The following is a 21,606-nucleotide window of genomic DNA, read 5'->3' as shown; positions in this document are numbered from 1 at the left end:
CCTGCCGGGACGCCGCCATGGAACTCCGACATCTGCGCTATTTCATCGCCGTCGCCGAACACGAGAGCATCCGCCTCGCAGCGCAGCGGATCCACGTGACCCAGCCCGCCATCTCCCGGCAGATCCAGGACCTTGAGACGGAGCTCGGCTTCCTGCTGTTCGAGCGGCAGCGCAACCGCCTCGTCCTGACCCCCGCCGGGCGCAGCTATCTCGAGGAGGCGCGCCTTGCGCTCGCCCGGCTCGATGCCGCGGCCAAGTCCGGCCGGCGCCTCGCGAAGGGGCTGATCGGGCAATTGCGCATCGGCTTCGTGGAGAATGCCGGCTGGGATGGACTGGTGCCCGACGCCTTCGCCCGCTTCCAGGAGATCGCCCCGGACGTCGATCTTGAGCTGCGCCCGCAAAACAGCCCTCACCAGATCGACGACATCCTCTCGGGAGACCTCGACGGCGGGTTCATCTATGAGATTGGAGCCCTGCCGGCGGAGCTTGTGGCCATCCCCCTGATCGAGCAGGGCGTCGTGCTCGCCGCGCCGCGCTCCTGGGGGATCCGGAACGGTAGCGCCGCGGCGCTGCGCGACCTCGCGGACCAGCCGTTCATCCTGTTTCCCCGCGCCGTCTATCCCGCCTACCACGATCTCATGATCGAGGCGTGCCGCCGCATCGACGTCACCCTGAACGTGGTCCAGGAGGAAAATACCGAGACTGCGATTCTCGCGCTGGTCTGCTCCGGGGTCGGCGCGGCCATCGTCAATGCGGCGAACCTGAGCCGTCCGGTGGCGCGCGCCACCTTTTCAAGGCTCACCGATCTGTCGATCCGCCTGCCGCTCGCGTTCGTCCACCGGGCCGGAAACGACGACCCGCTGCTGGCCCGCTTCCTCTCAGCCCTCGACCGCTGACGGCGCCCCCCCCAAGGGAGCCGTCTCACGCATATTGCCAGGCGAAGCCGCCGTCGCCGACGGTGACGCGCCCGGCGCCGGTATTGGGGAAATGGGCGGTGAGGAGCAGCGCGCCCTGCCGCGCGGCGGCGTCGAGGACCCTCAGGCGCGAGACCCGGGCCGCCTCGCCCGCCGCGCAGAAGATGGAGTTCAGCTCCGGCCGGGCGGCCTGAAGCGGCGCATGGAACACGTCGCCGGTGAAAATCGCCTCCTGGCCCGCCGACCTCAGGCGGATGGACATGTGGCCCGGGCTGTGTCCGGGCGTCGGCAGGAAGGTCAGGCCCTCCCGCCAGTCGCCGCCGGCCGGCCCGATGAATTCTCCCCGCTCCCGCGCGAGAACGGGGGCGATGGAATCGTCGAACACCATGCGCCGCCCGGCCGCCGCCGGCGTCTCGTAGAAGGCCCGTTCCGCCTCGGGCATGACATGGGTCGCCGCCGGGAAGGTGGGCACCCATGCGCCGGCCTCCAGCCGCGTGTTCCAGCCCACATGGTCCGTGTGAAGATGGGTGTGAAGCACGTGGGTCACATCCGCGGGACGCACGCCGAGCGCCGCCAGGCGCTCGAGGAAGGGCGTGCTCAGGTGATGAAAGGCCGCGTTGAACGGGCGATCCTTGTGATTGCCGACCCCGGTATCCACGAGGAGCACCTCGCCGGCGAAGCGCACCACCCAGATGTTCACGTTGAGGGTGACGGACCGCACCGGCGCGGACGAGGCGTCCGTGCTGGCCTCAGCGTGTCCGGGGCGGGCCTCCCCCCACCCCGGAAAGAGCTCGGCAGGCGGAAAATCTCCCAGCACGGTCTCCACGATGCGCGTGATCGCGGCATCTCCGATCCGGTACGTCCTCTCGCAATCCGGCATGATCGCATGTTCCCTTTTGAAGCGGCGTATCGGCCTGCCGCGGCATCAGAGCGCCGCGACGGCCTGGATCTCGATCCGGTAGGCCGGATCCGCGAGCGGCGCCTGCGTGCAGGCCCGGGCGGGGGGTGGCAAGCCGTCGAGCCATTCTTCCCACACCGCGTTCATCCTCGCGAAGTCCCGCATGTCCGCGAGCCAGATCTGCGTGTAGACAAGGCGGGCCCTGCCTGTCCCCGCCTCCGCGAGCAGCCGGTCGATGGCGGCGAGCACGTCCCTCGCCTGCGCCTCGATGCCGACCAGGGCGCGGTCCGGCACCTGCCCCGAGAGGTGAACGCTGCCGCCGAAGATGACCGCCCGGCTGAGCCGCGCGCCGACGCCGATCCTGCGCAAGTCCTGATCCATGGCCCTGGCCCCTGCGATGTCGTCGGTCATAGCCGTGCCTCACCGGTGAGCGGCGCCGTGTCGATGTCGACGACGGACGTGTGCGTGCGCCGCGCCGCCAGGAAGTAAAGGGCCGCGCTCGCCGCCGCCGAGACCGCGCCCACCGCCGCAAGACCGAGCCCGAGGCCGTGCAGGGAGGGATCGACGCGCGCCGTCCAGTCCGCGCCCGCGCCCACGGCGAGCGGCCCGAGGCTGCCGGCGATGGCATTGGTGAGGAAGACCAGGAGCGCAATGGCCCGGCCGCGCATGCGGTTCGGGATCGCCACCTGGATCGGCACCGGCGCCAGAGCCTGCACCATGCTCATGGCGAAAGCGCATAACCCGAACAAGCCCAGCGACAGGCTGAAATGGCCTGCCAGCGGTGCCGCAAGCGCCAGCGGCACCAGGACCGCGGCGGCGCATCCGGCGATGAGAAGAACCCGCCGCAGCGTGTGGGCATCGTCCCCCCGGCTGGCGAGGAAACCCGCAACGAGGACACCGAAGGTCCCGCCGACCGTGAACACCGGCCCGGCGAACTGTCCGACCGTGCTCGCGGAGACCCCGAACTGCCGGCTCAGCAGCGTGGGGAACCAGGCCGTATGGGCATAGAACACCACGATCAGGAAGATGTAGGCGGCGAAGAACGGCAGGCAGAACCGGTTCTGGCGGAAGAGGGCGTCGAGCAGGTCCCGCAGGCCGGGGACTGCATCGTCGGCGCCGGCCCTAGCCGATGCCCCCTGCCGCGCGAAACGGTGGCGGGCCGGCTCCGCCACGGTGAAGTAGAGAAGGCCCGCCAGGATCGCCCCGGGGGCCCCCAGGACGAAGAAGCATACCTGCCACGGCGCCAGTCCATGCGTGGCGAGCGCGGCAAGCCGTTCGGGCTCGTTCAGCCAGCCGAGCAGCGTGCCGCCGCCAAGCAGCGCGAGCCCGCCACCGAAATAGGGGCCGAGCATGAAGATGCTGGTCGCCCGCGCCACCTTGCGCGGGGGATAGAGATCGCTGAAGACCGAGGATGCGGCCGGGCTCAGGCCCGCTTCCGCGATGGCGGTGCTGGCGCGCCAGAACACCAGGGTCAGAAGGCCCGTCGCGGTTCCGCACATCATCGTCGCCAGGGACCAGACCAGGACGCAGACGGCGCTGACGGCGACCCGGTTGGAGACATCCACCAGGCGGGCGACGAACAGGCCGGCCGTGGCGTAGCAGATGGTGAAGGCAAAGCCCTGGACGAGGCCGATCTGCGTGTCGCTCAGCGACAGCGCCTCCTTCAGCGGCTGGACGAGAATGCTGACGATCTGCCGGTCCGCATAGGAGCAGGCGAAGCAGAGGAAGAACAGGGCGACCACATGACCGTGGCGGCCTTCGGAAGCCGGCTCCAAGCCGGGCGCGGCGGTCTGCGACATCGGCTCAGCTCCACACATGGTCCGACGCGCACAGCGCGATGCAGTCGCCGGGCTCGACGGCCGCGAAAGTGCGGGCGCAGACGACCTTTCCGGCTGCCGCGAAGCGGAGCTCGATGGGAGGAAGATGGGGAGCGTGGGGGTCGAACAGGCGCACGGCCAACTGGCCGGCCTCCACCTCGTCACCCAGGCGGAAGCACGGCTCATGGATGCCGGCCCGGGGCGCGTAGAGATAATGCTGCGCCCCCTCCACCTTCATGAAGCGCGTGGCGCCAGGCGGCGTCAGGGGCTGCCCGGAGACGATGCCGAGGGTCGCGAGGACCCGGTCGAGGCCCGCCTCGACCAAAGCGAGGTTGTCCGGGTTGCACGAGGCGGCGCCGCCGAATTCGCCGCACAGGAAGGGAATGCCTCGCCGTTCCGCCGCCGCGGCAAAGGTGCGGTCCTCGCCGAGGAGATCCATGACCATGGTCACGGGAGCGCCCACGGCCTCCACGAGCTTCAGATAGTCGGCTCGCCGGGCCGGATCCCGGGGCGGCGCCGCGAGCATGGTGGGCAGGTGATGGAACGACGCGCCCCCAGCGTGGAAATCGAAGGCCACGTCGGCACGCGGCAGGAGCTCGGTCTCGATGAAATGCGCGATCATCTCGGTGATGCCGCCGTCCCGCTTGCCGGGGAACAGGCGGTTCAGGTTGCCGGCATCAATGGGCGAATTGCGTGTTCCGGCCAGGAAGGCCGGCAGATTGATCGCGGGCACCACGATGATCCGGCCGTTGACCTGAAGATCCGGCAGGCGGCCGAGCAGCTTCATCAGGGCGACCGGCCCTTCGTATTCGTCCCCATGGACCCCGCCGGTCAGCAGGAGGGTCGGCCCCTCGCCCCGCGAGACAACCGCGACGGGAACCGGAATATGCCCGTAGGCGGACCGATTGTGCGAATATGGTATCTTCAATACGCCGGTCCGGTACCCCGGCGCATCCAGGTCTATGGTTGCGGTGATCCGCGAATTCTTGTCCGACATCATGCCCTCTGGCGCGTTGGCGCTCGTTGAGCGCTCCCTGCGGAAGCGTTGCCAAGGATGCCAGCTTCAGAAATCCGGACGATGCCGGCAAATGCCGATTTATATGGCCAACGATGCCTTAAAGGCATCATGAGCCCGGAGCGCGCCACAGGAGCACGGAGGAAGGCGCCGGCAACAGGGGCCGGAAACGGGCCTGGATGTCCTGCCTTCCGGAAGCACTCCCCCAGCGCCCCCAAGACGGGGGGTGACGCAGCGTTGCGCCTGCGCAACAGCCTTTTACAACCATGTGCGGTATGCTTTTTCGGTTCAAAGATCGCGAGGGCATCCCATGCGGCGATTTGCGTTTGCGGGTATCTGGTTAGCCATTTTCGCGGCCATGCTGGTGATCGGCACGGATGTTTCCGCCGTCGGCGATGGCCACCCGCTGTCATGCGCCGCCGAAAGCAGCCCACCCGCTGCCGCGATCCCGCGCGCCTATTCAAACACCGAGGCGATGGAGCGCCAGAACAAGATCTCCCAAGCGTTCAACCCCTCGGCAGAAACGATTTTGCTGGGGGATTCCCTGGTGCACGCGTGGCCGGGGCCAGAGCTCCGCCAAGTCATACCCACGGGGAAGATCCTCAACATGGGCGTAGGCGGCAGCATGACGCAAAATCTTCTATGGCAGCTCTCGTCTGACCAGATGAAGACGGCCAGCCCCAAAAGAGTGCTGGTGTGGATCGGCACCAACAACATCCTCGTCGGTCGCGACACCCCCTGCCATATCGCCACGGCCTATGAGGCGATCGCATCCCGCATCCGGGAACTCTGGCCGGATGCGGCAGTCTATGCCCTCGGCATCTTTCCGGCGAAGTCGCGCTTCCGGGACGAGGACCGGATGCTGGTCAACGACCAGATCAGGCAGATCGCCCAGGAAAAACACTTCATGTACGTCAACCTCGACGCCGCAGCGCGCTGCCCCGAGGAGGGCGAGTGCGACTTCTACGTAAAGGACGGCATTCATCTGACGCCGAGCGGCTACCAGTCTGTCGGCAGGTCCCTGCGCGCGTCCATACAAGACTAAGCGATCGTCATTTTTCTGGATTTGGGACGCGGGGCATCATGCTACAATTCATTGAGAAAAAACCCGAAAGAGGCGCAATCCAAAAAGGCTTAACACATGAGAACAATTTCGATATATTGCGTCTAATCGCGGCGCTTCAGGTGGTTGCGGACCATTATATACGCCACTTCGGCCTAATCCAGATAGACTCATTCTCGCTTCTGCATCAGGCCATCGCGGTATTCCCGGGCGTTTCGGTTTTTTTCTTCATCAGCGGATATCTCGTCACCGCCAGCGCGGAATCGAACGTCGCAACCCCTCGGAAGTATTTCGTCAGCCGCGCCCTCCGGATATTCCCAGCGCTGTGGGTGTGCACGGGCCTGACCGCGATCAGCCTGGGCGTGATCGGCCAGCTTGCGGATGTTCCCCTGCCCTCCCTCCTGCTGTGGCTGTTCCAGCAGGTCACCATTTTCCAGTTCATCAATCCGGATTATTTCCGGGATTTCGCGACAGGCGTGATCAACGGCTCGCTCTGGACGATCCCGGTGGAGATCACCTTCTACGTCGTCGTCTTCTATTTTTCCAAATTTGCGTTCGGCATCAGCAGACTCTGGAAGACACTCATTGTCGTCATTCTTTCCGCGCTATCCTATGCCGTATATTTGTATTGCGCGCAGCGCGGCGGACTCATGGAGAAGATATTATACAATTCCATCGCCGCCCACTTTTGGCGTTTCGGATTCGGCATGATTGCATTCTATTTCAGAACAGACGCCATCTTATTAAGTCGGAATTTTTTACCCGTCTCTCTTGGACTTATTCTTATCCTGGCGATCGAACCGTCCGGCATCGCCAGGGCGGCGATCGTTGATCTTCCCGCGCTCCATACGCTCCTGTTGAGCGTTGTCACTATTGGGTGCGCCTACACGCTTCCAGCCCTGTCGCAATCTATCCTGCATGGAAACGATGTTTCCTATGGTGTGTATATATATCATATGCCCATAGGAAACCTTTTCATCTACTACCATCTGAATTCCGTCTCACTGACCCTTACCGCCGCCGCCGCGACGCTGGCGATCGCCACACTGTCTTGGATCCTCGTGGAAAAGCCCGCCCTCGGCTTGAAGAAAAGATTCTCCTAGAAGCCTACCCGCGCAAGTGTTTAGGCGCCCGGCTCGAGGGGGAGAGCTCGGCTGGAACGCGTCCTCGCGTCCCAGCACTTTTTGCAGAGAAGCCGGCCACCTCTCCGGCCTCACCACCCCCCTGCCCCGTGTCGCCCGCGTGGCCTCCTGGCCTTCGGTCGCCGGCCGGCCAAGGTCCGGGAGCCAGGCACTGCTGCAGGTGCGCCGCGGACAGCGGCAGCGGCTGTCGAGCAGTGCCAACCCCGTCAGACGCAGAGACGGCCCCAGCCGCCTTGCGGTCAACCGGAAGAGTGGAGCCGATGCGGCCCCGGCGCGCGCTCTGGCAAAGCGGCGGCCGAAGCCTTGGCTGCCGCATGCTCGCCAACGATCAGGGCTCGCGCCTCTTCGGATCCGTTAGGGCGCGGCCTCGTGCATATAGGCCGGCCTCGGACGGGGACGCTTGGACCGATCGCGCCGCTTCGACCTGCCTCCGACAAGATCGCCTGGCAGGAAGGGGGCTATCCTGGGCTCCGAAAGGAAGTGGAGCGCTTGGCCAGGGAGGCGCCCATGCCTGAGGCTCGCCCCACCCGCCACGCCCTGCTCGCGGGACCAATGCTCCTCTCGACTGCGGACCTTCGTTCTGTGGCGAGTTTCGGCCCATCGCCGCCGCAAGCATCGACCTTGAAGGTAGGTTCAATTGATCTAAAATCGGCCACCGGATACCAGTCCGGCGCCAGTTCACATCGCCGTGTCAATTAATTTTTACATTGGCACAATTTCCGTTTTTCTCCATAATTACTTTTACATCGTACGGCGCCCCCTACCAAAACCGCGGTCGAACGCAGTTTGGTGGTGACGCCTTTGGCATTGTGCACTCGGCTTCACGCCTGACACGCATTCGGCGTGGAACAGCCGGACGGCTTGCAGTGGCGTCGAGGAGAGCGTGCGCCATGCCCTCATCCGAGGGCAGATCCGTTGTTGCGCCCCCGCAAAATATCCAAGGGCGGCGCATCATGGAGGATAAAGCCATGAGAACCGAATTGAGCGGACTGCTTTCGGCCGCCGCGATAATCGCGCTCGCGACGTCCGTCCATGCTCAGAAGCTAAGCGACGCCGATTATATGGCCAAAGCGATGACCGCTGCGCCCGAGGCGGTCGCCAAAGGCGCCACCGTCGTCGCCGCCATGGATGGCGGCGCCATGCGCATCCTGCAAAAGGGCTCCAATGAATGGACCTGCATGATCATGCCCGACGACGTGCCGATGTGCACGGACCCGGCTGGAATGGCTTGGGTGCACGCCGTGTTGACCAAGACCGCCCCGCCGGACAAGGTCGGCTTCATGTATATGCTCGCCGGCGACAACGGGACCAGTAACGTGGCACCGGGCGCCACAGGGCCGACGCCGGACAATCACTGGGTCAAGACAGGACCACACGTCATGATCCTGGGCCCGAGCGTCAAGATGATGGCAGGCTATCCTCGCACGCTCGACCCAGACCCGACCAAGCCCTACGTGATGTGGCCGGACACGCCATACGAGCATTTGATGATACCGGTGAAGTGAGCCTCTCGGGGGTACTTGAGTTCCGCGCTCCAAAGGCGGCGAGAGCGGAGGACACTTTCGTCATTCCGCTCTCCCCGCCACGACTTTGAGTGTTCCGGCCGGCACCGCGCGCTGTTGCGCCTTCCCTTCATCCCAAGACGCCAGCATCCGGATCTCGTCTCTCCGGCTTCTCGAACACCATAGGCCCCGCCTGAGGGTGAATGTGGCGACAGGCTCGCTTGGCTCGCAGGTGAGGAACCATAGAGGTCCATCCACGCACGAAGTCGACGATGCTGCGAGACGCAGCGTGGGGGCCTCGTGTGGTTCGGCAAGGAGGGAGAGGCCAAGCCCGCATGCGCCATTCACAGGGTGAGATGGTGAGCGCAAAGGATGGAAAGCGAGCAGGCTGCCACTGGGCGAAACCATCCCACCTGAGCCCGGCAAATCCCTCTTCTGTCCACCGCAGGCCACGAAGAGCGCACGCGCGCCGGGGGATCCCCAACCATCAGGGCAGCAGTCGCCGGCCTTCCCTCGCCAGGTGACCGGGTGGTGACCGAAACTAGCCAACCCCTCTCACACCGAGAGGTGTCCACCAAATTCCATTTTCATTTCAAGGGGGTATTTGGTGGGCGCACTAGGGCTCGAACCTAGGACCCGCTGATTAAGAGTCAGATTTTAGACCTTATCGGCGCTTCGACGCACTGCGTCAAGGTGCGATTGCTATTTTCATAATAATCTGATATTATTATAGTATTTAGTGTTTCATCGTATGGGTTCGTAGCTCAGCCTGAAAAATTTCCGCGATGGAGTTCCGCAGACTAATCGCAGACTAAAAATCGGGGGATGCCCCATGGCCGATCAAACCCTCCTCATCGCCGACAAGCTGCTAGCCCGGTTGCCCTACGCAGACATCGGCCAGTACAAGGTCCATGACACCGAGCTGAAGGGCTTCCTGGTGGTTGTCGGCAAGCGGACGAAGACGTTTGCGGCAGAGGGGGCATTCTGGCGCGACGGTGCGCGGGAATTCGCTGCTCGCAAGAAGATCGGCGAGGTCGGCGAGATGACGTCGCGCGAAGCCCGGAGCAAAGCAAAAGACATCCTCGCGGCGATCGCACGCGGCGAACGGCCGGGTGAGAGGCAAAAGATCAAGCCGGGTGCGACCACGCTTCGCACGGCATGGGAACGATACCGCGACGGCCATTTGATCCGCAAAGGCCGCAGCGCCAAGACGATCGAGGGCTATCGCGACCATATTGAAAGGCTGTTTGCCGATTGGCTGGATGCACCACTCGCTCGCCTCGGGCGGCAGCCGAAGCTGGTCGCGGACCGACACGACAAGATCAGCGAGGAGAATGGCCCCTATATGGCCAACGGCGCGATGCGTACCCTGCGCGCCGTCTACAATCATGCGCGAAAGACGAATACCGATCTTCCGCCGATGAACCCGGTGGCGGCGATCGACTGGAATCCCGAAGAACGGCGCAACACCGGCATGGGTGGCGCCGACATGGCGCCCTGGTTTGCCGAGTTGACAGCGCTGACAAACCCCATCCGCCGAGAATTCCATCTCATGACGCTGCTGAGCGGTTCGCGGCCGACCGCCTTGAAGAACGTCCGGATCGAGCACATCGACTTCCGCAGCCGGCTCCTGCATATCCGCAAGCCAAAGGGCGGCGCGAAGAAGGCATTCGCCACCCCGCTGTCGCGGCCGATGATCCGCTGCCTCCTGCGAACCATGCGGGCCGCGCGCATCCTCCATCCCGACCAGGCCGAGTTCTGGCTGTTCCCTGCCGACAGTGACAGCGGGCATATGGTCGAGCACAAGGAAGACCGTGACGTCCTGTCGAAATGGGGCAACGATCTGCGCCAGAGCTACAGAACCCTCGCACAAGCGGCCGGCGTGTCGGAACTCGACGTCCACCTGCTGATGAACCATTCCCTGCCCGGCGTGAACGCGGGCTACATCACGCGGGACAGCTTGCTGAGGAACCACCTGCGGAAGCAGCAGGAGCGCATCTCGAAAGTCATCATCGACGGCGCCAAGGGCAAGACGGATGGGCGGGCCTTGGCTTGGCTGCAGCAAGCAAAGGTGGACGTCCTGCCGGTCCTGCCTGAGGACGGCTTGAAAACGGCGGCATGAACCCTCGGTATTCGTCGCTACGGCCCCATTTCAGCGCATTTGGCACGTCAATGCCTGGGCGTGCGCCGCCTGCTCTCTTGGGCGACGTCGTCCGGAACTCCGGACAAACGACAAGCGGCTGCAAGTGGCAGCCCGAAAGGCGCCCGGCATTTTCGACCAACAGCGCAGCCGAGCTCGCGACCTGGCGTGGAACGCTGCGCCTTGGGGAGACAGGTCGGAAGATCGGCCAAAAGGTCGGCCAGTTGCGCTAAAGAAATTAAATTTTATATTTATATTCTATCATTTATGGCAATCGAAGATCGGCCAAACGGATGAAGGAAAGCGTTCAGCGGATTGAACCGGCCCGCCTGGAGGAGGTGCCCGAGAGCATCTCGGACGCACTGGCCGATCTGTCGGCCAAATCCGCCACGTTGGGGAGCAGCCTCAATCCGCGCACGGCCGCCAATCTGGCGGATCTCGTGCGGATCATCAACACATACTACAGCAACCTGATCGAAGGGCACGATACAAGGCCGCGGGATATTGAGCGCGCCCTGGCAGGCAGTTTCGACAGGGACGAGAAGCGGCGCAATTTGCAGGTCGAGGCGGCAGCCCATGTCCGGCTTCAGGCCGAGATCGACCGGATGGCCGTGCAGGGTCGGTTGCCCGAGCCTGCATCCGTCGATTTTATTCTGTGGTTGCACGCCGAGTTCTACCGCGACGCCGAGGAACCCATGCTGCGCATCACAGGCGGCGGGCGGGATTTCCTGATGACCCCAGGAGAATGGCGTTCCAAGCCCGAGCATGATGTCGCCGTTGGTCGTCACATGCCGCCCTCAAGCGAGCGGGTCAAGGATTTCATGACGTATTTCGAACGGCGGTACCGATTCGAGAAGTTGGGCAAGGCGGGCCGAGTGCTCGCCATTCCCGCCGCCCATCACCGTTTCAACTACATCCATCCGTTCCCGGACGGCAACGGGCGCGTCAGCCGTCTGATGAGTCACGCAATGGCGCATGAGGCGGGTATCGCGGCTCATGGCCTGTGGTCGATCTCGCGAGGTCTGGCGCGCGGCCTGGAAAGCCGGAAAGACTACAAAAACATGATGGATCACGCCGATATGCCACGTCAGGGGGATCTCGACGGACGCGGGAATCTCTCACAGCGCGCACTCGTGGATTTCACATTGTGGTTTCTGCGTGTCTGCGTCGATCAGGTGACATTCATGTCCAGCCTGTTCGATCTCGGCACGCTGGTGCGGCGGTTGCACACCCACGTAGAGCGCAACGGTCTGAAGTCCGAGGCCACACGCCTTTTGGACGAGGCCTTGATGCGGGGCGAGCTGGAGCGGGGCGAAGCCGCACGCATCACGGGTTTGCCGGAACGGACGGCGCGACGGGTGCTGAATGATGTGATTTCACTCGGCCTGCTCGCTTCCGACACCCCCAAAGGGCCGGTCTCGCTACGCTTTCCCTCGGACGCACTGGATGTGCTGTTTCCTAAGCTGTTCCCGGAAACATAGGGCGCTCTATGGCGTGGGTGCGCCTGCCCGTTTCGCTTTCCGGAACGCCTTGTCCGTCGCCATGAACCGCTGGATCATCGGCGCGATGAGCTTGCCCGGATCGGGCGGCGTCGCTTCTCCCGAAGCCCGGGCCAGGATCTCGGCATAGGCGACGAGGTCGTGATGGACGGCGGCGGGCAGCTCGACGGTAATCTTCACCGGTTTGTCGTCGGGGATGGCGGAGAGCCTGAGCTTGGTCATGAGCGCTCCTTTGCGGCGCCGTAGGGCTTCATCACCAGGTCGTGGTTGACGATGACGCGGACAGGAAAGCCCGGACGGACGGTGAGGGTTGGCTGGACATTGAGCTGGCGGCGGACGATCTCCTGGCCGACGTCAGTGACCGAGTCCTGTGCGCTTTTGCGGATCGCCTTGGCGATCGCATTCTCATTGTCGCCGGCACCGATCTCGGTGCCGATGCCGAGCAGGGTCGAGAGCAGGCCTGCGCGGACGAGCTGGCCCCAGTGGTAGTCCACCTCGTCCTCGAGGCCGGAGAAGCCCTGAGTGTCGGTACCTTGCAGGTGCTCCAGCACGATGGAGGAGCCGTCGGGCATGACGAACCGAGTCCAGACCAGCAGCACCCGCGACTGGCCGAAGGCGACCTGGCTGTCGTAGCGTCCGATGAGCCGGGTACCCTGCGGGATCAGCAGATGGGTGCCAGTCGGGCTGTCGTAGACGTGCTCTGTAACCTGGGCGGTGACCTGCCCCGGCAGATCGGAGCGGATGCCGGTAACGAGGGCGGCAGGAATGACGGTGCCAGCCTGCACGATATAGGGCGATGCCTTCTCCTGCACCCGGTCGGGACTGACGGTGCGGCGATCGGTGGCGGCATTGACGAAGGAAAGCTTGCGATCCTGCATGTTCTGGGCAGCGCCAGGATCGAGCGGCGGTGGCTCGAACGGCAGGGGTAGGCCGGTCGCAGGATCGGCACCACCAGCTCCGGTTCTCGCGGCCGGGTTCTCCGCGGTCCGCACGCCCCGGCTCTCGGTGAAGACCTTGGCAACACGGGCGGCCTCGATCTCGGCGAGGCGGCGCTGCTCCTCCGGATCCGCGCGCGGGGCCTGGACGGCGGGCGGGACGATGGGACGGCCTTCCTCCTGTGCGCGCAGGATCGGCCGACCGAGGTCGCCCGGCAGCGCCGGGCCGAGCTTCGGAACCTCGGTATAGTCCTTGGGCAGGCTGGCGAGTCCGTCGGCAGTGGCGCGGTTGTCGGTGCTGTACAATTCCGTCCGAAGCGGCGCTCCGCGGCGACTCGAATCCAGCGCCCAGACCAAAGCACCGAGGATGGCGATGGCACCGGTCCCGCCGAGACCGATCAGCACCCTGCGGGAGAGTCGGGTAACACGCGGCGGCTCCGGCCGCAGGCGCAGCTCGGTGCGGATGTCGGGGGATTCCGTCATCGGAACAGTCCCGCGCTGCGTGCCGGCCGGCCGTCGGTGCGGATGATGCGCACCCGCCTCTCGCTGTCCTTGTCACCGAGGCGCAGTTCGGCAGCGGCAAACAGCCGGTCAACCACATAGTAGTTCTGCCGGGCGCGGTAGTTGACCAGCTCGGAGCCACCCGACGGGCCGATGACGAACAGCGGCGGCATCTCGCCCTGGGCGATCCCGGACGGAAACTCGATATAGACCTTGGCTCCGTCGTCGAAGGCGCGCAGCGGTCGCCACGGCATATCGTCGCCTTCGATGGCGTAGCGAAAATTGAGCCGGGAGATGTCGACGCCGGCAGCGACGGGCTGGATCGCCTCGGCCCGCGCGTTTTGCCGGTGCAGGGCAATCAGCTCGTCATGAGGATATTGCCACGACACCGATGCCATATAGGTCTTCTCGGTGGAGCGCAGCTCCATGTGATAGGTGCGCAGGGTCGTGTTGATGACGAGGTTGGTCTCAAGGTCCGGCCGGGTGGGCTTCACCAGAATATGGACCTGCCTGCCCTCCCCTGCCCCGCTCTCGGTGTCGCCGACGATCCAGCGCACCGTATCGCCGGCAGCCACGGGGCCTGAGCCGACGAGTTGCTCGCCCGGCTGAAGCGCGATGTCGGTCACCTGACCAGGGGCGGCATAGACCTGATAGAGGGCTCCGGCCGAGAACGGATAGACCTGCACCGCATTGATAAAGCCGTTGCGTACCGGCTGGATGCGGGCCGCCTCGTTCGCCTTGCTGACACGCTCCTTCGGGTCCACCGGCTCGGCCTTCGCCTTCCCGCCGTCTACGGGCTTCAACTGCCCGGGCAGCGGCAGGGGTTTCGGCAACTCCACCACCTTCACCGGGCCGACCGGATCGGGCGCTCGCACAGCGGGTGCGGCATCATCATAGTCGATCTCCGGTGGGATGTATTTCTGCGCGCAGCCGGCCAGCATCGTCGCCGACAGCAACACCGCGGCGAGCAGCGACGCTCCGTTCCTTTTCGCCCCTTTCATGAGCCCAATTCCTTCGACCAGTTGACGGCGTCCACGAACACGCCCAGCGGATTGGCGCGCAGCTTCTCGGCGGTGCGCTGGGGCTGGATCACGACGGTGAGGATGGCGGTCCAACGCTCGGTGGCGGCGAGGCTGGCATTGTCGTAGCGCCGCTCAGTCCACGCGATGCGGAAGCTATCCGGCGAGGCGCGGATGACCGAAGAGATGTCGACCGCCACCTGCTGGCGGCCCACCTTCGCAAAGGGATCGCTCGACCGCGCGAAATCGTTGAGCGCCCGTGCGCCGCGATCGGTGGCGTAGTCGTAGGCCCGGAGCCAGTTCTGGCGGACGATGACCGGATCGGCGGGGATGGCGCGGACCTGCTCGATGAAGCGGGCGAGGTGCCAGGCGACCTGCGGATCCGTGGGCCGGTAGTCGACGATGGCCGAGGCCACGGCCTGGGCCTCACCGAAGCGGTCCACCTGCACCACCCAGGGGACCGCGGTGCCCTTGGTCGACTGCCAGACCAGGGCGGTCGCGAAGCCGCCAGCGAGCGTGAGTGAGGCAAAGGCCATCAGCCGCCAGTTTCGTGCCTGCACGCGGGCGGAGCCGATGCGTTCGTCCCAGACCTGGGCCGCCTTCTGGTACGGGGTTTCCGGCTCGGGCGTACGCCCATAGTGGACGGACGGTCGCTTGAAGACGCTCATCGGCGGTCATCCTGATCGAGGGACACGGACATGAAGCCGCCGCCATGGTCGCCGGAGCGGACCGCGTGGGTGGCAGCGCTGGCGCCATGGCTCATGGCCTGGTTGCGCCTCATACGGGCAGCCCAGGCTGGGGTTGCCGCAGATGCGGAGGCCCTGCCAGCGGCGATAGCGGGGCCAGTGGTAGCTCCCATGCCGGCGACAGATGACTGGCCTCCGGTGACGGTCCACGACTCGGCCTGCCCGGCACCATAGGAGGTGCGCAGGGCGTCTGCGGCCCCCGACACCACGCGCTTGACCGGTGCGACGGCCGCGGCTGCTCCGGCCTTGCCCACACCACCAAGCCCTGCAGCGATGGCGCCCGCGCCGCTCTGCCCAGACGTCGAGGCGGCAAGGCCATAGGCCGCAGAGGCGCCCCCGGCGAGCTGGAGACCTCCGCGCGCCGCAGCGGCGGTCATGCGGCCGCTGACCCCGATCGCACCCGCGGCACCACCCAATCCAGCCCGCGCGCCCGCGGCGCCGGCGACGCCGAGGCCGGCGGCGGCAAGGCCGGTGCCCACGGCCGCCCCCGCGCCGAGCTGCGGGGCGCCGGAGACGAGGCCGGTGGCGATGCCGGGGCCGAAGATGGAGAGCCCCATGAGCGCCAGCGCGCCGAGGCCCAAAGAGAGCGCGTCGGTGATGGTGGGCTGGTCCGAGAAGCCGGCGGTGAACTCGCCGAACAGCCCGGAGCCGATGCCGACGATGACGGCGAGCACCAGGATCTTGACGCCGGAGGCGACCACGTTACCCAGCACCTTCTCGGCGAGGAAGGACGTCTTGTTGAACAGCGCAAACGGCAGGAGAACGAAGCCGGCCAGCACCGTCAGCTTGAACTCGATCAGGGTGATGAAGATCTGGACGGCCAGCAGGAAGAAGGCGACGAGCACGATCGCCCAGGCGATCATGAGCACGGCGATCTGCACGAAGTTCTCGAAGAAGGAGATGTAGCCCATCAGCTCGCCGGCGGCGTTCAGGATGGGCGTGCCGGCGTCGATGCCGACCTGCGCCACCCGGCCGGGCTGAAGCAGCCCGGAGGCGGAGAGTGTGGAGCCGCCCGCCTTCAGGCCGAGGCCGCTGAAGGACCGGAAAACGATGTTCGCGAGGGAATTGAAGTTGCCGATGACAAAGGCGAAGAAGCCCACATAGAGCGTCTTCCTGATGAGGCGCTGGAGCATGTCCTCACCGGCGCCCCAGGCCCAGAACAGGCCGGCGAGCACGATGTCGATGGCGATCAAAGTGGAGGTGAGGAAAGCCACCTCCCCGCCCAGCAGGCCGAAGCCGGAGTCGATGTAGGAGGTGAAGGTCTCCAGGAAGCGGTCGATGATGCCGACAGTGTTCATGGGCGCGGGGCCTCCGCGCCAAGGCCGAGGAAACGGCGGCGGTTCTCGGCCCAGGCGGCCTGACAGGTGGCATCGCCGGCCGCGGCCAGGCCGAGGTCGCGGCAGTGGGCCAGCTCGCCGGACATGGGCTCGCCGCCCGGGTGGCGGAGGACAGGGCTGGGGGTTGGCTCCTCCGTTCCGTCCTCGCGCAGCGCCGCGGCGGCAAAGGCCACGGCGGCAGCGAAGACGAGGACGGCCAGCATCCGGGCGGCGATCTTCAGGTCCATGACCGGCTCCTCAGTCATGGAACATGCGGACGGTGGACGGGCTGTAGCCGGTGCCGGAGAGGAAGCGGCCGAGCTGTTCGCGGGCCTGCTCCTGCGCGGCGGCCTGCCGCGACTTCTCCAGCGCCTCGGCCCGGCCTTGCGCGGCCAGCAGCGCGGTGAGGTCGGCCATCTGGCGGGCCTGCACAGCCAGGAGCTGGTTGCCGGCCTGGGCGGCCTGCAGCGCACCCACCGCCGACTGGCTTGCCTCAACCATGGTGGAGGCTTGCGCGTGTGTGCCGTCGATGTTGCCGACGGCGACCGCGCCAGCCTTCAGAGCGTGCTCGTAGGCCGACAACGACTGCTGCCAGCGCTCGCGTGCCGCGGCAGCTTGCTGGGCGCCGGTCTTGCCGGAGGCAAAATCCCGATAGGAGGCAGTGAAGCGCCGCTCGATGTCCTCGACGCTGTAGGCGAGCTTGTCGGCCTCGCCCATCAGCCGCTTCATCTCGGCGAAATTGTCCTCGATCCGGGAGAGCACCGAGGTCGGCAGGCTCGCGAGGTGCTTCGCCTGGTTGAGCAGCATCTGCGCCTCGTTGGCGAGCGAGGTGATCTGGTTGTTGATCTGCTGGAGGGCCCGGGCGGCGGTCAGGACGTTCTGCGCATAATTATTCGGATCGAACACGATCTGCGCCGTTGTCGGTGCCGTGGAGAGCATGGTGACGAGCGCGCCAACGGCGAGCCCCAGGCGCAGACGGGCAGGACGGGACTTCATGGGGAGACCTCCTCTACGGACGGATCGACGACGGTGTCGAGGTCGGGGATGAGGTCGGCCGCCCAGTCGAGCCCACCGCTGCGCAGCCAGACGTCGAGAAAATGTCCCCCTGCCCCGGCGCTCAGCACCTCGTCGATGCGAGCGTGGGCGGCCTTGTCGGAGGCGGCGCACAGCGCCAGCGCGATAGGACCAAGGCCCAGCTCGAACAGGCGGTTGCCGCGCCGCGACTGGCCGTAATAGTCGCGCTTGGGCGTGGCCCGGGCGATGATCTCGATCTGGCGCCCGTTCAGGCCGAACTTGCGGTAGATGGCGGCGATCTGCGGCTCGAGGGCGCGCTCGTTGGCGAGGAAGATGCGGGTCGGGCAGCTCTCGACCAGAACGGGTGCGATGGGGGACGCCTCGATATCGGCGAGCGACTGCGAGGAGAAAACCACCGAGACGTTCTTCTTGCGCAGCGTCTTCAGCCACTCCTTGATCTTGCCGGCGAAGCCGCCGTCATCGAGTGCGCGCCAGCCCTCGTCGATGACGAGCAAGGTCGGGCGGCTGTCGAAGCGCGCCTCGATGCGGTGGAACAGATAGGCGAGGACGGCGGACGCGGCGCCGGTGCCCACCAGCCCCTCGGTCTCGAACGCCTGCACGTCGGCCGCGCCCAGGTGCTCGCGCTCGGCATCGAGCAGCCGGCCGTGGGCACCGCCGATGCAATAGGGACCGAGAGCCTGCTTGAGGCTTGATGATTGCAGCAGCACGGCGAGGCCGGTGAGCGTACGCTCCTCCACCGGGGCGGAGGCGAGCGAGGTCAGCGCGGTCCACAGGTGCTCCTTCACGTCCGGGGTGATGGAGATGCCCTGGCGGACGAGGATGTCCACCAGCCAGTCGGCCGCCCAGGCTCGCTCCCGCGGGTGGGGAATGCCGGCGAGGGGCTGGAGCGCGACGGAATTGGAGGCTTCATCGTCGGAGAGCGATCCGCCGAGATCCTGCCAGTCGCCGCCCATGGCGAGGGTGGCGGCGCGGATCGAGCCACCGAAGTCGAAGACGAAAACCTGGGAACCGGCGTAGCGGCCGAACTGCAGGGCCATCAGGGCCAGGAGCACGCTTTTCCCCGCTCCGGTCGGCCCCACGATCATGGTGTGGCCGACGTCGCCGACATGGAGGCCGAAGCGGAACGGGGTCGCGCCTTCCGTCTTCGCATGGAACAGCGGCGGGGCATTAAGGTGCACGTCGGTCTCCGGCCCGGCCCAGATGGCCGAGAGCGGGATCATGTGGGCGAGGTTGAGGGTGGAGACCGGCGGCTGGCGGACATTGGCGTAGATGTGGCCGGGGATACCGCCGAGCCACGCCTCGACGGCGTTGACGCCCTCGGTGATGCAGGTGAAGTCGCGGGACTGGATCACCTTCTCGGCGAGCAGCAGCTTCTCGTCGGCGATGGCGGGGTCGGCATCCCAGACCGTCACCGTGGCGGTGACATAGGCCGCGCCCACCTCATCGGAACCCAGCTCCTGCAGCGCCGCGTCGGCATCGGCCGCCTGGTTGGCGGCGTCGCTGTCGAGGAGGACCGATTGCTCGTTGGTCATCACCTCCTTGAGAATGGCGCCGACCGACTTGCGCTTGGCAAACCATTGTCGGCGGATCTTCGTGACGAGGCGCGTGGCGTCCGTCTTATCCAGCAGGATCGCGCGCGTCGACCAGCGATAGAGGAAGGCCAGCCGGTTGAGATCGTCCAGGATCCCGGGGAAGGTGGCGGTGGGAAACCCGATGACGGTGAGGGTGCGCAGGTGGAAATCCCCGAGGCGCGGCTCCAACCCGCCGGTGAGCGGCTGATCGGCGAGCAGGGCGTCGAGATAGACCGGCACCTCGGGCACGCGCACGCCATGACGCCGGGTCGAGACGGTGGAATGCAGGTAGGTCAGGGTCTCGGCGTCGTCGAGCCAGGCGGACTCGGGCACGAAGCCATCGACGAGATTGAGCACCCGGTCGGTGCGGTCGACGAAGCCCTTCAGCAGCTCATGGGGATCGACGCCGCTCCGCTCCCGTCCCTCATAGAGCCAGCCTTCCAGGCGCGCGGCGTCCTCGGCCGGCGGCATCCAGACGAAGGTGAGAAAATAGCGCGACTCGAACAGGGCACCGCTGTCCTCGAACTGCGCGCGCCGCTCCATGTCGACGAGGGCCGAAGCCGGATCGGGGAACCGGCTGTCGGGATAGAAGGTGGCAGGATTGCGCTGCGCCTCGACGAACAGCGCCCAGCCGGAGCCGAGGCGCCGCAGGGCGTTGTTGAGGCGGGCCGCGGCGCCCACCAGCTCGGCGGAGGTGGCGCTGTCGAGGTCGGGGCCACGGAAACGCGCCGTCCTCTGGAACGACCCGTCCTTGTTGAGTACCACCCCCGGCGCCACCAAAGCGGCCCAGGGCAGGACGTCGGCGAGACGCGCGCTCGTCTTGCGATATTCGGCGAGGTTCAGCATGACATGCCTCAGACGCCCATGTGTGCGGGGTAGCGCAGATGCCGGCGCACCACGTCGACGAACTGTGCGTCGCGCCGCGCCGCCCACACCGCTGCGAAGTGGCCGACGGCCCACAAAGCGACGCCAGCGATCCACAAGCGCAGGCCGAGACCGACCGCGCCGGCCAGCGTGCCGTTGGCGATGGCGACGGCACGGGGTGCGCCGCCAAGCAGGATCTGTTGGGTGAGCGAGCGGCGCACCGGCGCGAAGAAGCCGTAGACCTCCTCTTCCATCAGACCAGCGCCCCGCCGCCGAAGGAGAAGAAGGAGAGGAAGAAGGAGCTGGCAGCGAAGGCGATCGACAGGCCGAATACGATCTGGATCAGCTTGCGGAAGCCGCCGGAGGTGTCGCCAAAGGCAAGCGCGAGACCGGTGGTGATGATGATGATCACCGCGACGATCTTGGCGACCGGCCCCTCAATGGATTCGAGGATCTTCTGCAGCGGCTCCTCCCACGGCATGGATGAGCCGGAGGCATGGGCCGGGGCAGCCATGAGGATGGAGACGGTGGCCAGAGTGGCCGCACGGGCGAAGCCGTGGCGAAGGCGGTGGAGGACAGACAGGGTCACAGAGCTTCTCCTTCCGTAAGGGATTGGGGGTCGAGGTCGAGTTGGGCGCGGATGGTCCGGTAGTCACCGGTGGCGGGATCGAGCCCGTCCACCAAGGCGATCTCGGCGAGGCGGCGGGCGGTGCCACGCCCCGAGAGCACGGCGATGATGTCGATGGTCTCGGCGATGAGGGCGCGCGGCACCGTGACCACAGCCTCCTGCACCAGTTGCTCCAGCCGTCGCAGCGCGCCGAGGGCCGAGTTCGCATGGATGGTGCCGATGCCGCCGGGATGGCCGGTGGACCAGGCTTTCAACAAGTCGAGGGCCTCGGCGCCGCGCACCTCGCCGATTGGGATGCGGTCGGGCCGCAGGCGCAGCGACGACTTCACGAGATCGGAGAGCGAGGCGACACCGTCCTTGGTGCGTAGCGCCACGAGGTTGGGCGCGGCGCATTGCAGCTCACGGGTGTCCTCGATCAGCACCACGCGGTCGGAGGTTCTCGCCACCTCGGCGAGAAGCGCATTGGCAAGCGTTGTCTTGCCGGTGGAGGTGCCGCCGGCGACCAGGATGTTCCTGTGCTTCTCGACGGCGAGCCGCAGTACCTCGGCCTGAGCCTCGGTCATGATGCCGGCTGCGACATAATCAGCGAGGGTGAAGACCGCCACCGCCGGCTTGCGGATGGCGAAGGCCGGCGCGGTCACGAGAGGCGGCAGCAGGCCCTCGAAGCGCTCCCCAGTGCCCGGCAATTCGGCGGAGACGCGCGGCGCGCCGGCGTGGACTTCGGCACCCACATGATGCGCGACCAGGCGGACGATGCGTTCGCCGTCCGCCGACAGGAGCCATTCCCCGGTGTCGACCAGGCCCTCGCGCAGCCGATCAATCCAGAGCCGGCCATCGGGATTGAGCATCACCTCGACGACACCGGGGTCTTCAAGCCATCCGGCAATGGCCGGGCCGAGCGCCGTGCGCAGCATCCGCGCACCGCGCGACAGACCTTCCCCATGTGGATGATGTGCTGACATTCTGCCCCCGTTCAGGCCATCCGCACAACGGTGGGATGG

Annotated in this window: 21 protein-coding genes; 6 read left to right on the top strand and 15 right to left on the bottom strand. The window is 66.1% G+C overall.

What is annotated here, in order from left to right; translation table 11 throughout:
* The first annotated feature begins 17 nt into the window (after positions 1-17).
* The gene (locus V5F59_RS01300; RefSeq protein WP_393979599.1) at positions 18-896 is read left to right on the top strand and encodes a LysR family transcriptional regulator; all 879 of its coding nucleotides are present in this window, start codon (positions 18-20) and stop codon (positions 894-896) included.
* Between the two features lie 25 nt (positions 897-921).
* Here the strand turns inward: V5F59_RS01300 and V5F59_RS01295 are convergent, their stop codons facing one another.
* From V5F59_RS01295 to V5F59_RS01280, 4 genes are read right to left on the bottom strand one after another with little or no spacing between them, the layout of a single operon-like run.
* Positions 922-1,794, bottom strand: coding sequence for an MBL fold metallo-hydrolase (locus V5F59_RS01295; RefSeq protein ID WP_393979597.1), 873 nt, complete (start codon positions 1,792-1,794; stop codon positions 922-924).
* A 45-nt stretch (positions 1,795-1,839) separates the two neighbouring features.
* Positions 1,840-2,223, bottom strand: a complete 384-nt coding sequence (locus V5F59_RS01290) for a RidA family protein (protein ID WP_393979595.1) — start codon at positions 2,221-2,223, stop codon at positions 1,840-1,842.
* Positions 2,220-3,611, bottom strand: coding sequence for an MFS transporter (locus V5F59_RS01285; RefSeq protein ID WP_393979593.1), 1,392 nt, complete (start codon positions 3,609-3,611; stop codon positions 2,220-2,222). Before V5F59_RS01285 ends, V5F59_RS01290 begins: the two co-directional genes overlap by 4 nt.
* Positions 3,612-3,615: 4 nt before the next feature.
* Positions 3,616-4,626 carry a succinylglutamate desuccinylase/aspartoacylase family protein gene (locus tag V5F59_RS01280; protein WP_393979591.1) on the bottom strand — a complete coding sequence of 337 codons (1,011 nt, stop codon included), beginning with the start codon at positions 4,624-4,626 and terminating at the stop codon, positions 3,616-3,618.
* A gap of 328 nt (positions 4,627-4,954) precedes the next feature.
* On the opposite strand from V5F59_RS01280, the gene V5F59_RS01275 reads away from it, so the two are divergent.
* The 5 genes from V5F59_RS01275 (at position 4,955) to V5F59_RS01255 (ending at position 11,972) form a co-directional block, all read left to right on the top strand.
* Positions 4,955-5,689: an SGNH/GDSL hydrolase family protein gene (locus V5F59_RS01275; protein WP_393979589.1), complete on the top strand. Its 735-nt coding sequence runs from the start codon at positions 4,955-4,957 to the stop codon at positions 5,687-5,689.
* Between the two features lie 38 nt (positions 5,690-5,727).
* Positions 5,728-6,810: an acyltransferase family protein gene (locus V5F59_RS01270; RefSeq protein WP_393979587.1), complete on the top strand. Its 1,083-nt coding sequence runs from the start codon at positions 5,728-5,730 to the stop codon at positions 6,808-6,810.
* Positions 6,811-7,739: 929 nt separating this feature from the next.
* Entirely contained in the window at positions 7,740-8,354 is a 615-nt protein-coding gene (locus V5F59_RS01265; protein WP_393979585.1) for a hypothetical protein, read from the top strand.
* Between the two features lie 829 nt (positions 8,355-9,183).
* A complete protein-coding gene (locus V5F59_RS01260; protein ID WP_393979583.1) occupies positions 9,184-10,473 on the top strand; it encodes an integrase in 1,290 nt (429 codons plus the stop codon).
* Positions 10,474-10,784: 311 nt separating this feature from the next.
* Positions 10,785-11,972, top strand: coding sequence for a Fic family protein (locus tag V5F59_RS01255; RefSeq protein ID WP_393979581.1), 1,188 nt, complete (start codon positions 10,785-10,787; stop codon positions 11,970-11,972).
* 6 nt (positions 11,973-11,978) lie between these two features.
* On the opposite strand, the gene V5F59_RS01250 is transcribed toward V5F59_RS01255, so the two are convergent.
* Genes V5F59_RS01250 through trbB form a run of 11 tightly spaced genes read right to left on the bottom strand, consistent with a single transcriptional unit; the run spans position 11,979 to position 21,519 of the window.
* Positions 11,979-12,212 carry a DUF2274 domain-containing protein gene (locus tag V5F59_RS01250; protein ID WP_393979579.1) on the bottom strand — a complete coding sequence of 78 codons (234 nt, stop codon included), beginning with the start codon at positions 12,210-12,212 and terminating at the stop codon, positions 11,979-11,981.
* Positions 12,209-13,408, bottom strand: coding sequence for a TraB/TrbI/VirB10 family type IV secretion system protein (locus tag V5F59_RS01245; protein ID WP_393979577.1), 1,200 nt, complete (start codon positions 13,406-13,408; stop codon positions 12,209-12,211). The genes V5F59_RS01250 and V5F59_RS01245 overlap by 4 nt, the downstream gene beginning before the upstream one ends.
* Positions 13,405-14,427, bottom strand: coding sequence for a P-type conjugative transfer protein TrbG (gene trbG / locus V5F59_RS01240; RefSeq protein WP_393979575.1), 1,023 nt, complete (start codon positions 14,425-14,427; stop codon positions 13,405-13,407). Before trbG ends, V5F59_RS01245 begins: the two co-directional genes overlap by 4 nt.
* Complete coding sequence (gene trbF / locus V5F59_RS01235; RefSeq protein WP_393979573.1) at positions 14,424-15,113, bottom strand: conjugal transfer protein TrbF; 690 nt, start codon at positions 15,111-15,113, stop codon at positions 14,424-14,426. Before trbF ends, trbG begins: the two co-directional genes overlap by 4 nt.
* Complete coding sequence (gene trbL, locus V5F59_RS01230) at positions 15,110-16,489, bottom strand: P-type conjugative transfer protein TrbL (protein ID WP_393979571.1); 1,380 nt, start codon at positions 16,487-16,489, stop codon at positions 15,110-15,112. The genes trbF and trbL overlap by 4 nt, the downstream gene beginning before the upstream one ends.
* Positions 16,486-16,755, bottom strand: coding sequence for a putative entry exclusion protein TrbK-alt (trbK-alt, locus tag V5F59_RS01225; RefSeq protein ID WP_393979569.1), 270 nt, complete (start codon positions 16,753-16,755; stop codon positions 16,486-16,488). The genes trbL and trbK-alt overlap by 4 nt, the downstream gene beginning before the upstream one ends.
* A gap of 10 nt (positions 16,756-16,765) precedes the next feature.
* Entirely contained in the window at positions 16,766-17,503 is a 738-nt protein-coding gene (gene trbJ, locus V5F59_RS01220) for a P-type conjugative transfer protein TrbJ (protein WP_393979567.1), read from the bottom strand.
* Positions 17,500-19,959, bottom strand: a complete 2,460-nt coding sequence (gene trbE, locus V5F59_RS01215) for a conjugal transfer protein TrbE (protein ID WP_393979565.1) — start codon at positions 19,957-19,959, stop codon at positions 17,500-17,502. Before trbE ends, trbJ begins: the two co-directional genes overlap by 4 nt.
* A gap of 8 nt (positions 19,960-19,967) precedes the next feature.
* Positions 19,968-20,231 carry a VirB3 family type IV secretion system protein gene (locus V5F59_RS01210; protein ID WP_393979563.1) on the bottom strand — a complete coding sequence of 88 codons (264 nt, stop codon included), beginning with the start codon at positions 20,229-20,231 and terminating at the stop codon, positions 19,968-19,970.
* A complete protein-coding gene (locus V5F59_RS01205) occupies positions 20,231-20,512 on the bottom strand; it encodes a TrbC/VirB2 family type IV secretion system protein (RefSeq protein ID WP_445329487.1) in 282 nt (93 codons plus the stop codon). Before V5F59_RS01205 ends, V5F59_RS01210 begins: the two co-directional genes overlap by 1 nt.
* Positions 20,513-20,562: 50 nt before the next feature.
* Positions 20,563-21,519 (bottom strand): P-type conjugative transfer ATPase TrbB, encoded by a 957-nt coding sequence (gene trbB / locus V5F59_RS01200; RefSeq protein ID WP_393979561.1) that lies wholly within the window; start codon positions 21,517-21,519, stop codon positions 20,563-20,565.
* Positions 21,520-21,606: the final 87 nt, after the last annotated feature.

The sequence above is a fragment of the Xanthobacter nonsaccharivorans genome, from assembly GCF_043194755.2.
GTDB lineage: Bacteria > Pseudomonadota > Alphaproteobacteria > Rhizobiales > Xanthobacteraceae > Xanthobacter > Xanthobacter autotrophicus_G.
Note: the sequence above shows the minus strand (reverse complement) of the source record. Positions and strands in the feature narration are given on the sequence as shown.